Here is a 13,380-nt window from a genome sequence, read left to right on the forward strand (position 1 = left end):
ACCCCCGGCCTTGCGGCCGGGGGTCCATGTCATCCGACGCTTCCGACCGAAGTCGGAAGAAGCGTCTCAGTAGCCCTGGATGCGGGCGTAGCGGTCGCGGTGATAGCCCTGGTTGCCAAAGGCCGCCTCGGCCGCACGGGCGCGCTTCATGTAGAAGCCCGCATCGTGCGCGTCGGTCATGCCGATGCCGCCATGCATCTGGACCATCTCGTTGGACACCAGATGGAAGACGTCGCCCATCTTGGCCTTCGCCAAGCTGACCAGTTCCGGAACGTCGGGGGTGTCGGCGTCAATCGCCTGGAGGGCGGCTTCGACGGCCGAACGGGCCAGTTCCAGATCAGTGAACATCTTGGCCGCACGATGCTGCAGGGCCTGGAAGGAGCCGATGACCTGGCCGAACTGCACCCGGACCTTGAGGTAGTCCAGGGTGACTTCGAAGGCCTGCACGGCCGAGCCGAGCATCTCGGCGCAGAGGCCGGCCCGGGCGCGGTCGAGGGTCTTTTCCAGCAGGGCGTGGCCCTTGTCGACTTCGCCCAGGACCGCGTCGGCGCCGACTTCGACACCGTCGAAGGTGATGTTGGCGGCGCCGCGGCTGTCGGCCAGGTGCAGACGCTTGCGGCTCACGCCCTTGGCGTCGCCGGCGACCAGGAACAGGGTGATCCCGTCCGTGTCGCCCGGCTTGCCCGAGGTGCGGGCCGAGACGATCAGCAGGCCCGCCGCCATGCCTTCCAGCACGAAGGACTTGGAGCCTGACAGCTTGTAGCCGGCGCCAGCCTTTTCAGCCTTCAGCGCGACCTTGGCCGGGGCATGGTGGGCGCCCTCGTCGATCGCCAGGGCGCCGACGACTTCGCCACCGGCGATCTTCGGCAGCCATTCGGACTTCTGGGCGTCGGAGCCGCCGAGCACCAGGGCCGAGGCCGAGGCCAGGGCCGAGGTCAGCAGCGGGGAGGCGGTCAGGGTGCGGCCGGTTTCCTCCAGGATCAGGCCCATGGAGAGGTAGCCGAAGTCCGAGCCGCCGTACTCCTCGGGGATGATCACCCCCGCCCAGCCCATTTCCGCCATCTCGTTCCAGGCGTTGGCGTCGTAGCCAAGCTCGACCCCGCTGTCGCGCATCTTGCGGAAGGCGGTGACCGGAGACTTTTCCTGCACCCAGCTCTTCGCGGCGTCGCGGAGCATTGTCTGTTCTTCGTTGAGAACGGCCATCTTATTGTATTCCCTATAAAATTCGAATGAGTGCTTATTTGGGGTCGGGCAGGCCGAGGATGCGCTTGGAGATGATGTTGTTCTGCACCTCCTGCGAACCGCCATAGATGGTCGTCGCCTTGCCGCCCAGCCAGGAGCGCACGGCGCCCAGCTCTTCCGGCGTAAAGTCGTCGCCCTCCCAGCCCAGGCCCTGATGGCCCATGAGCTCGATGGTCAGCTCGGCGCGATCCTGCATCCAGCGGGTGCCCGCATTCTTCATGATCGAGGTGGCGGCCGAAGGTCCGGAATTGGACTTGGATTCGGCCATGGCGCGCATGGCGGTCAGCTGGAAGGCGCGACCGTCAATTTCGTTCATGATCACCCGGGTGCGCAGGTCGGTGTCGGCCAGGCGGCCCGCCTCGTCGGCGCCGACATAGTCCTTGGCCAGCTTGACCAGGGAGCGACCGCCAAACCCGCCGCCGCCGCCGGCGCCAGACAGGCCCGAACGCTCATGCTGCAGGAGGCGCTTGGCCACCGTCCAGCCGCCGTTGACCGGGCCGACCACCTGGTCCTTTTCGACGCGGACGTCGGTCAGGAAGGTCTCGCAGAAGGGCGAGTTGCCGGCGATCAGCGGGATCGGGCGGACTTCGACGCCAGGCACGTCCATCGGGAACAGCACGAAGGAAATGCCCTCATGCTTCTTGGTGGTGTCGGTGCGCACCAGGCAGAAGCACCACTGGGCCCACTGGGCGCCCGAGGTCCAGATCTTCTGGCCATTGACGATGTAGTGGTCGCCCTTGTCCTCGGCGCGGGTCTGCAGCGAGGCCAGGTCAGAGCCGGCGCCCGGCTCGGAGAAGCCCTGGCACCATTGCAGTTCGCCCTTCACAATCGCGGGGATGTGCTGCTGCTTCTGGGCCTCGGTGCCGTACTCCAGCAGGGTGGGGCCGAACATCATGACGCCCATGCCGCCGATGGGGTTGTAGGCCCCCACGCGGCCCAGCTCCTGCTGGATGATGCGGCCTTCCGCCGGGGTCAGGCCGCCGCCGCCGTACTGGGCCGGCCAGGTGGGAACGCCCCAGCCCTTCTCGCCCATGGCCTTGCGCCAGGCGTCCATGTCCGGCGTCGGTTCAGAGCGCTCTTCGCGCATCATCATGCTTCCCTTGCCCTTCAGGGACTTGGGGAAGTTGGCTTCAATCCAGTCGCGCGCTTCCGTACGGAAGGCGTCCAGATCAGAGCCGCCAAAATCAGCCATTAAATTTCTCCTTGAAAATCAGTCGTTTTAATCATTTCGACGGCGCAGCGTCCGGAAGGCCGAGGATGCGCTTGGAAATGATGTTGTTCTGCACCTCATTGGACCCGCCGTAAATCGAGCCCGCCTTGCCGGCTAGCCAGCCGCGGACGGCGGCCAGCTCTTCTTCGGTGAAGTCCTCGCCTTCCCAGCCCAGGCCCTGGTGACCCATGAATTCCAGGGTCAGTTCGGCCCGGTCCTGCGCCACCTTCATATTGGCGTTCTTCATGATCGAGGTCGTCGCCGAGGGACCCGAATTGCCCTTGGCTTCCAGGGCCGCGCGCTTGACGGTTTGCTGGAGGGCTTTCAGGTCCATGTCGTTCATGACGATGCGGGTCCGCAGGTCGAGATCGGCCAGGCGGCCATGCTCATCCTCGCCCACATACTTCTTGGCGATGACGCCGAGCGCCTCGCGCTTGCCGCCTTCGCCGGCCCGACCGCCCATGCCGCTACGCTCGTGCTGCAGCAGGCGCTTGGCGACGGTCCACCCGCCGTTCAACGGGCCGATCAGATTTTCCTTGGGCACCTTCACATCGGTGAAGAAGGTCTCGCAGAAGGGCGAGGAGCCGGCGATCAGGCGGATCGGCCGAACCTCGACGCCCGGCTGACGCATCGGGAAGACCACGAAGGAGATGCCCTCATGCTTCTTCGTCGTGTCGGTGCGGACCAGGCAGAAGATCATATCCGCCCACTGGCCGCCGGAGGTCCAGATCTTCTGGCCATTGACCAGCCAGTGGTCGCCCTTGTCCTCGGCCCGGGTCGCCAGCGCGGCGAGGTCGGAGCCTGCGCCCGGCTCCGAGAAGCCCTGGCACCAGCGCACCTTGGCGGTGGCGATGTCGGGGATGTAGGCCTTCTTTTGATCCTCGGTGCCGTATTCCAGCAGGGTCGGGCCGAACATGCCCACGCCCATGCCGCCGATCGGGTTCCAGGCGCCGATGGCGGCCATCTCCTGGTTCAAGGCCCGGGCTTCCTGGGGCGAGAGGCCGCCGCCGCCGTACTGGGCCGGCCAGGTGGGAACGCCCCAGCCTTTTTCGCCCATCCGATCACGCCACAGCGCCATGTCGCCGGTCAGTTCGACCCCCCCGGCCATGGCCCGTGTCTGGGCTTCGGTATCATGGGCCAGCGACTTGGGGAAATTGGCCTGCAGCCACTCACGCGCCTGCGTCCGGAAGCCGTCCAGATCAGCGCCACCAAAGTCAGCCATGAATATTCTCCCTTAAATTCATTATGTTATCGTTCTTTATAGCATAAATTCCGTGGCTCGGGGAGTCGCACGCTTACTTCGGGTCCGGCAGGCCGAGCACCCGCTTGGAGACCACGTTCAAATTGATTTCCGAGGTTCCGCCCTCGATGGAGTTGCCCTTCGACCGGAGCCAGGCGCGGACCATTCCAAGCTCAGACTCGGCGTAGGCGTCGCCATCCCAGCCGAGGCCCTGATGGCCGATGGCTTCGATCAGCAGCTCATTGCGATCCTGGGCGACCTTGGCGCCGGCGTACTTCATGATCGAGGTCGCGGCGCTGGGGCCTGAATTGGACTTGGCCTCGTCGGCGGCGCGGCGGACGGTGAGCTGGAAGGCGCGGGCCTCCATCCGGTGCTCGATGATCCGGCGGCGCAGGTCGTGGTCGGCGATCCGGCCGGTCTCGTCGACGCCGACATAGGTTTTGGCCGCATCCTCGACGCTCATCACCGCGGTCGGCGCGCCGATATTGCCGCCGCCCAGGCCCGCCGAGATATTGTCGCGCTCGAACTGCAGCAGGCGCTTGGCCACCGTCCAGCCGCCGTTGAGCGGGCCGAACAGCTGGTCCTTGGGGACCTTCACATCGGTGAAGAAGGTCTCACAGAAGGGAGAGCCGCCATTGATCAACAGGATCGGCCGCACCTCGACCCCCGGGGTGGTCATGTCGATCAGCAGGAAGGAGATGCCCTCGTGCTTCTTTGAGGTGTCGGTGCGGACCAGACAGAAGCACCAGTCGGCGAGATTGGCGCCCGAGGTCCAGATCTTCTGGCCATTGACCAGCCAGTGATCGCCCTTGTCCTCGGCGCGGGTCTGAAGGGAGGCGAGGTCGGAGCCGGAGCCCGGCTCAGAATAGCCTTGGCACCAGCGGACGGAGCCGGTGATGATCCCCGGCAGATGCTGGCGCTTGAGCTCTTCGGTCCCATACTCGATCAGGGTCGGCCCGAACATCATCACGCCCATGCCGCCGATCGGATTGCGGGCGCCGATAGCAGCCATCTCCTCGGCCAGCACTCGGGCCTCCTGGCGCGACAGACCGCCGCCGCCGTATTCGGCGGGCCAGGTCGGCACGCCCCAGCCCTTGGCGCCCATGGCCTCGCGCCACTGGCGGGCCTCAGCGCTTTCCTTGCCGCCGGCCGCCGCGGCGGTCTGAGCGCCGAGGTCGCCCTTCAGCGCCTTGGGGAAGTTCTCTTCGAGCCAGGCCTTGGCCTCGCCGCGGAAGGTATCGAGATCGCCGCCAAAATCGGCCATGGAAATCCGCCTTTGCAAAAATGTCGTCCGGGGTGTCCGCCGGCCGAAAATGCGACCGGCGGCTGTGCGCGACCGCCTACTTCGGGTCGGGCAGCCCCAGAACACGCTTGGAGATGACGTTCAGATTTACTTCGCTGGTGCCGCCTTCGATGGAGTTCCCCTTTGAGCGCAGCCAGCCGTGGGTCGCCAGCAGTTCGCCGGGCTTATAGGCCTCGCCGTCCCAGCCCAGGCCTTGGTGGCCCATGGCTTCGATCATCAGCTCCGACCGCTCCTGGGCGAAGGTCGCCGCAGCGTACTTGATAATCGAGACCGCGGCGCTGGGGCCATTGCTCGCCTTGGCCTCGGCGGCCGTGCGGCTGATGGTCAGGCCCAGGCACTGCATGTTCATCTTGTTCTGGGTGATCCGGCTGCGCAGGTCGGTGTCGGCCAGCAAGCCGCTGGCGTCCAGGCCATGATAGCCCTTGGCCACCTGGGCCAGATCGCCTGCCGTGCCGCCGGCCCCGCCGCCGCCGCCGAAGCCGCCCGAAATGTTCTGCCGCTCATACTGCAACAGGCGCTTGGCGATCTCCCAACCGCCGTTGACCTTACCCACAAGATTGCCCTTGGGGATCTTCACGTCGGTGAAGAAGGTCTCGCAGAACGGGCTCTCCCCGGAGATCAGCTGGATCGGGCGGGTCTCCACGCCGGGGGAGCGCATATCGATGAGCACGAAGGAGACCCCCTCATGCTTCTTCGAGGTGTCGGTCCGCACCAGGCAGAAACACCAGTCGGCCTTGTCGGCATAGGAGGTCCAGACCTTCTGGCCGTTAATCAGCCAGTGGTCGCCCTTGTCCTCGCAACGGGTCTGGAGCGAGGCGAGGTCAGACCCCGCGCCGGGCTCGGAATAGCCCTGGCACCAGCGGGTTTCACCCTTGATGATCTTGGGCAGGTGCTCGCGCTTCTGGTCCTCATTGGCGTATTCCAGCAGCACGGGGCCCAGCATCCAGACACCAAAGGAGGCGAGCGGGGTGCGATAGCGGCCGGCGTTCAGCTCCTGGTCCAGGATGCGCGCCTGGGCCGGGCTCAGGCCCCCGCCGCCGTACTGAGCCGGCCAGGTGGGCGCGGTCCAGCCCTTCTCGCCCATCTTCCGCATCCAGGCGATCTGCAGATCGTCGGACTCCAGAAAGGCCTGGCCGCCCCACATGGCCTCGGGGTCGACCTTGGCGGTCGGGTCGCGCAGCTCAGCGGGATAGTTGGCCTCCAGCCAGCTGCGGACGTCTGACCGGAAGCTGTCGAGGTCTGCGCTGCCGAAGTCGGCCATGGCTGTCTCCCAAAAGATGGCGACGGGGTGGAACCCGATTTTGCGCGCCACATTAGCGCCGGGCGAACGCAGGGCAAGCCGCCTTGCGAACACGTGTTTGAAGCCTGGTCGGCGCCGTCCTTAACGAATCCGGTCTATATACGGGCCGACTCTTCATCAGGACGCTCCGCTTCATGAGGCTCATGCGCGAACTGCGGCCCGCCGGCCTGGCCGCGGCCCCGCTGGCGGGCGCCATCCTCACCCTGGCCGCTGGGGTCATGCTGGTGGTGTCCGCGGCCACGCCGTCGGTGCCAAACCGGTTCCTGCTGCTGGCGGAGTTGGCGCCCGGCATACTGATCGAGCTCTCCCACTTCTTGTCCAGCGTCCTGGGCCTGATCCTGATTTTTCTGGCCTTTGGCCTGCGCGCCCGGCTGGACGCCGCCTGGATCGCCACCATGGTCGCCCTGGGCGTCTCTCTGCCCCTGACACTGCTCAAGGGGATCGTCTGGGAGGAAACCGCCTGGCTCGGGGCGCTGATGCTCTTTCTGGCGCCCTTCCGAGCGGCCTTTTCCCGGGAGGCGCGCCTGTTGCGCATGGAGATCACGCCGGGCTGGCTGGTCTCGGCGGCCGCCCTGGTGGTGGGGGCGGGACTGCTGGGCATGTGGTCGTTTCAGAATGCCGACTATGGGCATCGCAGCTGGATCAGCGTGATGGTCGAGGACGACGCCGCTCGCGCGATCCGCGCCTGGGTCGGCGCGGCCCTGGGGCTGATGGCGTTCGGGATGTGGCGGCTGTTTGCGACGGCGGCCACGCCGCGCGTGGTCAGCCCCGATGACCAGGATTTCCAGCAGGTTCGCGCCATCCTCGCCTCAGCCCAGGCTGCTGAGCCGGCCTCGAACCTCGCCCTCCTGGGCGACAAGCGGTTTATCTTTTCCCAGAGCGGGCAATCCTTCCTGATGTTCGGGGTTCGGGGACGCTCCTGGATCGCCCTGGGCGCGCCGGTCGGCCGCCGCGACGAGCGGCTGGAACTGTTCTGGCGTTTCCGCGAGATGGCCGACGCCCATGCCGCGAGACCCGGCATCTACGCCATGGGCGCCGATGATCTGCCTGAGGTGGTGGAGCTGGGCTTCTCCCTGCAGAAGATTGGGGAGTCTGCGGTCGTGCCCCTGGAGACCTTTTCGGTAGAGGGCCGCAAACGCGGCAATCTACGCCGGGCCTGGCGCAAGGCCGGCGAAGAGGGCGCCACGTTCGAGGTGGTCCCGCCGGCTCAGGTCCCCGAGGTGCTGGACGAGTTGCAGGTGATCTCTGACCAGTGGCTGGATCATCATGCCGGGGGCGAAAAGCGTTTCACCATGGGGGCTTTTGCGCCCGCCTATGTGTCGGAGTTCCCCATCGCCCTGGTGCGACAGAACGGGACAATCGTGGCCTTCGCCACCCTCTGGACCACCAGCGGGCGGACGGCGTTTTCCATGGACCTGATGCGGTATTCCGACGCCGCGCCGAAGAACATCATGGACTACCTGTTCGTGGAGCTGATCGCCTGGGGACGCGCCCAGGGCTATCAGGCCTTTGAGTTCGGCATGGCGCCCCTGGCGGGTCTTGAGCACCGCCCCTTCGCCCCGATCATGTCCCGGGTTGGTCGGCTGCTCTATGAGCGGGGCGAGGAAATCTACAATTTCCAGGGCGTGCGCCGCTACAAGGACAAGTACGACCCCCTTTGGCAGCCGCGATACCTGGCGGCTCCGCACAAGTGGGCGATACCGCTGCTGCTGGCCGATGTGGGCCTGCTGTCCTCTGGCGGCATGGCGGCGCTGGCCAAGCGCCCGCGAAAGGCCGAGCCGCGCCAAGAGGGCGGGCCAGGCGATGGTTCCGACACCTAGAAGCGCGTAGGCCCGGTGCTGACGCCCATCAGATTGACCAGATGGACGAGGACCATGATCAGGCCGGCCGCCCCCATCAGCATGATGAAGCGGTAGGGCAGGAGTCTTGGCCCCCGGCGAAAGTCGGGCGGCCGGGCGCCCATCCATCCTGAAAAGACGGTCACGGCGAGCAGGGCGGCCCCAAGGGCCAGGGTAAGGGACAGCTCCATCTGCGACGCCGTACCGCAGTGTCGCGCCCTTCGCAAACGGGACCGTTTACCTTTGGTTAACCCTCTCGCCCCCTGTTGCGGGCTAAGGGATTCCGCATTGGGCTCCTCATCCACAGCTCATCGCGCCAAACGCTATATCTAGCGTTAACCGTGCGTTTACACCCCAAGGTTCGGTGGCTAGCGTCGAATCGCGGGTAGGAGATCGATTCGAATGAGCGTGGCGACGCCATGGAGCGTCAAGGGCATTGACCCGAAGGCTCGGGAGGTCGCTAAGGACCTGGCCCGACGCTCGGGTATGACCTTGGGCGAGTGGCTGAATCGAATGATTCTGGACGATGAAGGTCCGGAGGACGCCGTCTCCGAGGCTGATATCGCGCGCCGCCCTGCTCCCCTCTACTTCGAGAGCGCCCGTCGGACCGATGACGCGCCGCCGCGGGTCGAAGCGGCTGAACATCCTGCCGACGAGATGGGCCGCATCGCCCTGGCGCTCGACCGGCTGAGCGAGCGTCTGGAGGTCTCAGAAGGCCGGACAGGTCTGGCGGTCTCGGGGGTTGAGCACTCTGTCCGTGCGGCCCTGGCCCGCATTGAGGCCGCCGAGCGTGAGCATATCGCCGTGGCCGCCCGCTTCGAGGGCGCGGTCGAGGGTGTGTCCACCGAGCAGATGCGGATCGCCGAACGCCTGCGTCGCATGGAGGCCGAGGCCGCCGGGCCCCGCTCGGCTGAGGCCCTGCGGGCTCTGGAAGGGGCTGTCGCCAAGGTCGCCAACCATCTCTATGACGGCGAAACCCGCACGCGGGAGGCGCTCGGCGCCATCGAGGCCCGTGTCGATCGCGTTGAGGCGCAGGGGGGCAGTGAGTCTCCTGGCCTGATCGAAGAGGTCGTCGGCCGGGTGTCGCAGCGCTTGAGTGAAGCCGAGATCCGTACCGGCGAGGCGCTCGAAAGCCTGCGCGAATCCTTCGCCCATCTCGATGGTCGTATGCAGTCGGTGGAGTCGGGCGAGGCGCCTGGCATCGACCATCGGCTCGAGGAAATGGCCGCCCGCCTTACCGAGCGCGTGGAAGCCGCCCGGGTCGAGATGACCCAGAAGCTGCACGCCGCGGCTGACGGGCGGTTCGACCGCATGGAGCGTCGGTTGGGCGAGATGACCAACCATGTCCGCGCCGCCGAGCAGCGCTCGGCCCAGGCCATCGAGGCGATGGGGCGCGAGGTGCTGAGCATGGCTGAGAACCTCAATCGCCGGGTCCAGACCGCCGAGCATCACAGCGCCCAGGCTATCCAGACCGTCGGGGGCGAGGTCGCGCGTATCGCCACGGCCATGGAGACCCGTCTGGGCCGCTCGGACTCCCTGCATGCCGAAGCGCTGGAGCGCCTGGGCGGCGAGATCGCCAAGATCACCGAGCGCCTCGGGGAAAAGATCGCCACCGCCGAACGCCGGTCGGCCCAGGCCATTGACGATGTTGGCGACCAGGTCGCCCGGGTCACCGAACGCATCAGCAGCCGCCAAGATCGCGCCGCCGAAGAACTGTCTGAACGCATCCGGCTGAGCGAAGAACGCACGGCGCGTCTGCTCGAAGAAGCCCGCGAGCGGATCGATCGTCGGCTCGCCGAGACGCCAAGGGATGTCGAGGCCGCCGCTGCGGTTCCGGCTTCTGTTCCAGCGCGGCCGCCCGCTACTGTCCAGGATTCGCCCTTCGACCTCGAGGACTTCGCCGGCTTTGGCGCTTCAGAACCTCTGCCAGAACCCCGGGGCGGTGAGGTCTTCGCCGCCGCGGACGACAGTTTCCCCGCGCCGCAGACCTTCTCCGCCGAGGCCGAGCGCCCGCCCTTCTCGCCTGAGGATTTCGAGGCCGCCGACGGCTTCGCCCCGCCCCCGCCTCAGGCCCGCCGAGCAATCCCAGCTCCGGCCCCGGTGGTCGAGCCGTACATCGAACCCGAGCCCGAGCCAGAGCCGGTCCCACAATCGCCGTACGCCCGCGCCGAAAGCGTAGCTCCCGCGCCTCAGGTCCGCGCCGACTACGACGATGACTTCGGATTCGAAGACGAGGCGGAATTTGTCGCCCCGGCGCCGGCGACGACAAAGGCGACCAGCCCTCAGGCCCTGTCGACCCGCGAGGTCATTGCGCAGGCGCGGGCCGCGGCGCGGGCGGCGCCTGCCGCTGAGACCAAGGGCCGAAAGCCCAAGGTCAAGACCAAGCCTGCCCCGGAGCCCAAAGAGGCCGGTGGATCCCTCTTCAGCAGCTTCTCGGTTCGTCCCAAAAAGCGGGCCAGCTCGACCCTGCAGACCGCACTTCTGATCTCCGGGGGCGCGGCGTTCCTCGGCATGGCGGCGGGCGGGATGGTGCTGATCGGGGGCGATCCTTCAGGCGATCTGCCGGCGCGGGTCGCTCAGGCCGTCTCGGCTGGCCGCACGGCGCCTGATGACCTGGCCGGACTGAACGGCGACAGCGCCGCGCCGCGGGCGGCCATCGCCCTGTCTCCGCAACCCTCCCTTGAGGATGTCGACGCAGGTCCCTCCGGTCAGATGCGTGCTGATTTCCCGGCGCTCTATGCCGAGGCGGTCCGTCGGGTCGAGGCTGGAGCCCCAGGCGGTGTCGACGAGGTCAAGCGGGTCGCCAATCTCGGCTACGCGCCGGCCCAGTTCTACCTGGCCAAGCTCTATGAGGGCGGTGGCGCGGGTGTCGCCAAGGATATGGCCGAGGCCCGTCGCTGGACTGAACGCGCCGCCCAGGGCGGCGACCGCAAGGCCATGCACAATCTCGCCCTCTACTATTTCGAGGGCGTCGGCGGGCCGAAGAACTCCACCACGGCGGCCCAATGGTTCCGCCGGGCCGCAGACCTTGGCCTCGTGGATAGCCAGTACAATCTTGGCCGCCTCTACGAAGAGGGCTTCGGGGTCAGCCAGAACGCCGCTGAGGCCTACAAGTGGTTCATGATCGCCGGCGGCGCTGGCGACAAGGACGCTGCGGCCAGCGCCGAGCGCATCAAGGATGCTCTGACGCCGGCGGCTCAGGCTGTCGCCGAGCGGGCCGCCAGCGCATTCCGTCCGACAGAGCCGGCGCCGCCGACAGCCGTCGCGGCCGCCGCAGCCCCAGGCGTATCTCCCGAAGCCCTGCAGACGGCGCAGCGGGCCCTGTCGCGGCTGGGCTACTATCAGGGGCCGACGGACGGCGCCGCATCTCCGGCCCTGCGCCTTGCGGTCGCCGCCTATCAGCGCGATCAAGGGCTGGCCGCCACGGGCGCTCTCGACCAGACGACGGTTTCAAAGCTCTCCGTCTTCACGCGTTGATCGGCCTGAGGCGGGCCGACCGCTTGGACGCAACCACGCGTCCCTAGATCTGTGAGGCGCTAAAGGCGTGGACATCTACCTGCCCATAGCAGAGGTCTCGGTGAACGCCGGGGTTCTCGTGCTGCTCGGGGCGGTGGTGGGGTTCATCTCCGGTCTCTTCGGCATCGGCGGCGGCTTTCTGATGACGCCGATCCTGCTGTGGATGGGCATTCCGCCGGTCGTGGCGGTGGCCAGCGAGGCCAACCATGTGGCCGCCTCTTCGGCCTCCAGCGTCATCTCCTATAGTCGCAAGCGCCAGGTCGATTTCCGCATGGGTGGGGTCATGGCGGGCGGCGGGGCGGTGGGCGCCCTCCTGGGGGTTGAGGTCTTTCGCTGGCTTCGCCTGCTTGGCCAGGCTGATCTGGTGGTCTCGCTCTCCTACCTGATCTTCCTGGGTCTCATCGGGGGGCTCATGCTGGTGGAGTCAGTGGCCTCGGTGTTGCGCCAGCGCCGCGGCCAACCGCCGGCCAAGCGACGGGATCGCCGGCCGGTCTGGCTCTATGGCCTGCCCTTCAAGGTCCGTTTTCCCCGCTCCAGGCTCTATATCAGCGTCATTCCACCGCTGGCCCTGGGTGTTTTTGTCGGGATTCTCTCGGCCATCATGGGGGTCGGCGGCGGCTTCATCCTCGTGCCAGCCATGGTCTATATCCTGCGCATGCCCGCTGGCGTGGTGGTCGGCACCAGCCTTTTCCAGATCATCATCACCACGTCGCTGGCCAGTATTCTCCAGGCTGGACGCAATCAGTCGGTGGACATCGTCCTGGCCACTCTGCTGCTGGTGGGCGGCGTGCTGGGCGCCCAGTTTGGCGCCCGGGCCTCGTCACGGTTCAGGGCCGAGGAACTGCGCGCGCTGCTGGGCCTCATTGTCCTGATCATGGGCCTGCAGATGGGGCTGGTGCTGTTCATCAACCCCGAGGACCCCTTCATCCTGGTGGGGAGCGGCAAGTAATGGCCATACCCGCCCTGCCGCCACCGGCGATCATGGCGCCTGAGCCCGGGCCCACCGTTTCAGCCGCCCTCACTGACGCCAATGTGCGGGTGACCTCGGCTTTTTCCGGCGCCCAGATCGTCCTCTATGGGGCGGTGTTCGATCCCGAGACGCGGCCGTCGGACGTGGTGGTCATCGTGCGGGGGCCAGACCAGCCGATCCGCATCGCGCGAAAGGTTCGCGTGGCCGGCCTGTGGGTGAACTCACGCCCTGTGGTCTTCGAAGGCGCTCCGGGCTTCTACATGGCGGCGTCCTCGCGCCCCCTGACCGAGATCGCCAGCTTCTCAACCCTTCGTCGGCTCGGGGCCGGCATCGACCACCTGCCGATGAACGCCCCGGAAGAAGAGCGGATCGAGACGCGGTACGGGGTGCGCGACGTGGTGGTCAGCCGCCTGGGGGGCGACTATCTCGAATGGCGTCGGGCGGTCATCCGCCTGAAGGAAAAGGCCAGCCTGTACGCCACCGACCATGAGGGCGTGCGGTTCGTGGACCGTGGCCTGTTCCGCGCCGAGATCGACCTGCCCACCTCGGCCCCCATCGGCGAATATCAGACCGAGATCATCCTGTTTCAGGACGGCGAGCCGGTCTCGCGCCGGGCCCGGACCATCACGGTGGAAAAGGCGGGGCTGGAGCGCTGGCTGTTCCTGTTCGCCAATGAGCAGCCCTGGCTCTACGGCATCGTCTCGGTGCTGATCGCCCTGACCTCGGGTTGGCTGGCCTCGGTGGTCTTCCGCCGGCGCTAA

Annotated in this window: 10 protein-coding genes; 4 read left to right on the forward strand and 6 right to left on the reverse strand. The window is 67.0% G+C overall.

Annotated features, from left to right (window positions below; genetic code table 11):
* Positions 1–66 precede the first annotated feature (66 nt).
* The 5 genes from Q8K84_RS12980 to Q8K84_RS13000 all read right to left on the reverse strand — a co-directional run bounded on the left by Q8K84_RS12980 (position 67) and on the right by Q8K84_RS13000 (position 6,256).
* On the reverse strand, positions 67–1,203 hold the full coding sequence (locus tag Q8K84_RS12980; RefSeq protein WP_305283086.1) for an acyl-CoA dehydrogenase family protein: 1,137 nt from the start codon (positions 1,201–1,203) through the stop codon (positions 67–69).
* A gap of 34 nt (positions 1,204–1,237) precedes the next feature.
* Positions 1,238–2,434, reverse strand: coding sequence for an acyl-CoA dehydrogenase family protein (locus Q8K84_RS12985; protein ID WP_305283088.1), 1,197 nt, complete (start codon positions 2,432–2,434; stop codon positions 1,238–1,240).
* A 31-nt stretch (positions 2,435–2,465) separates the two neighbouring features.
* On the reverse strand, positions 2,466–3,674 hold the full coding sequence (locus Q8K84_RS12990) for an acyl-CoA dehydrogenase family protein (RefSeq protein WP_305283090.1): 1,209 nt from the start codon (positions 3,672–3,674) through the stop codon (positions 2,466–2,468).
* Positions 3,675–3,747: 73 nt separating this feature from the next.
* The gene (locus tag Q8K84_RS12995; protein WP_305283092.1) at positions 3,748–4,956 is read right to left on the reverse strand and encodes an acyl-CoA dehydrogenase family protein; all 1,209 of its coding nucleotides are present in this window, start codon (positions 4,954–4,956) and stop codon (positions 3,748–3,750) included.
* Between the two features lie 76 nt (positions 4,957–5,032).
* Positions 5,033–6,256 carry an acyl-CoA dehydrogenase family protein gene (locus tag Q8K84_RS13000; RefSeq protein WP_305283093.1) on the reverse strand — a complete coding sequence of 408 codons (1,224 nt, stop codon included), beginning with the start codon at positions 6,254–6,256 and terminating at the stop codon, positions 5,033–5,035.
* Between the two features lie 173 nt (positions 6,257–6,429).
* Here Q8K84_RS13000 and Q8K84_RS13005 point away from each other — a divergent pair, with 173 nt between their 5' ends.
* Positions 6,430–8,115, forward strand: coding sequence for a GNAT family N-acetyltransferase (locus Q8K84_RS13005; protein WP_305283094.1), 1,686 nt, complete (start codon positions 6,430–6,432; stop codon positions 8,113–8,115).
* On the opposite strand, the gene Q8K84_RS13010 is transcribed toward Q8K84_RS13005, so the two are convergent.
* The gene (locus tag Q8K84_RS13010) at positions 8,112–8,324 is read right to left on the reverse strand and encodes a hypothetical protein (protein ID WP_305283095.1); all 213 of its coding nucleotides are present in this window, start codon (positions 8,322–8,324) and stop codon (positions 8,112–8,114) included. The two genes, Q8K84_RS13005 and Q8K84_RS13010, sit on opposite strands and share 4 nt — an antisense overlap.
* Before the next feature lie 211 nt (positions 8,325–8,535).
* Between Q8K84_RS13010 and Q8K84_RS13015 the strand changes: the two genes are divergently transcribed.
* The 3 genes from Q8K84_RS13015 to Q8K84_RS13025 all read left to right on the forward strand — a co-directional run bounded on the left by Q8K84_RS13015 (position 8,536) and on the right by Q8K84_RS13025 (position 13,380).
* On the forward strand, positions 8,536–11,610 hold the full coding sequence (locus Q8K84_RS13015) for an SEL1-like repeat protein (protein ID WP_305283097.1): 3,075 nt from the start codon (positions 8,536–8,538) through the stop codon (positions 11,608–11,610).
* Between the two features lie 67 nt (positions 11,611–11,677).
* Positions 11,678–12,598 (forward strand): sulfite exporter TauE/SafE family protein, encoded by a 921-nt coding sequence (locus tag Q8K84_RS13020; protein WP_305283099.1) that lies wholly within the window; start codon positions 11,678–11,680, stop codon positions 12,596–12,598.
* Complete coding sequence (locus Q8K84_RS13025) at positions 12,598–13,380, forward strand: TIGR02186 family protein (RefSeq protein ID WP_305283101.1); 783 nt, start codon at positions 12,598–12,600, stop codon at positions 13,378–13,380. The genes Q8K84_RS13020 and Q8K84_RS13025 overlap by 1 nt, the downstream gene beginning before the upstream one ends.

Source organism: Phenylobacterium sp., from assembly GCF_030679875.1.
Classification (GTDB): Bacteria; Pseudomonadota; Alphaproteobacteria; order Caulobacterales; family Caulobacteraceae; genus Phenylobacterium.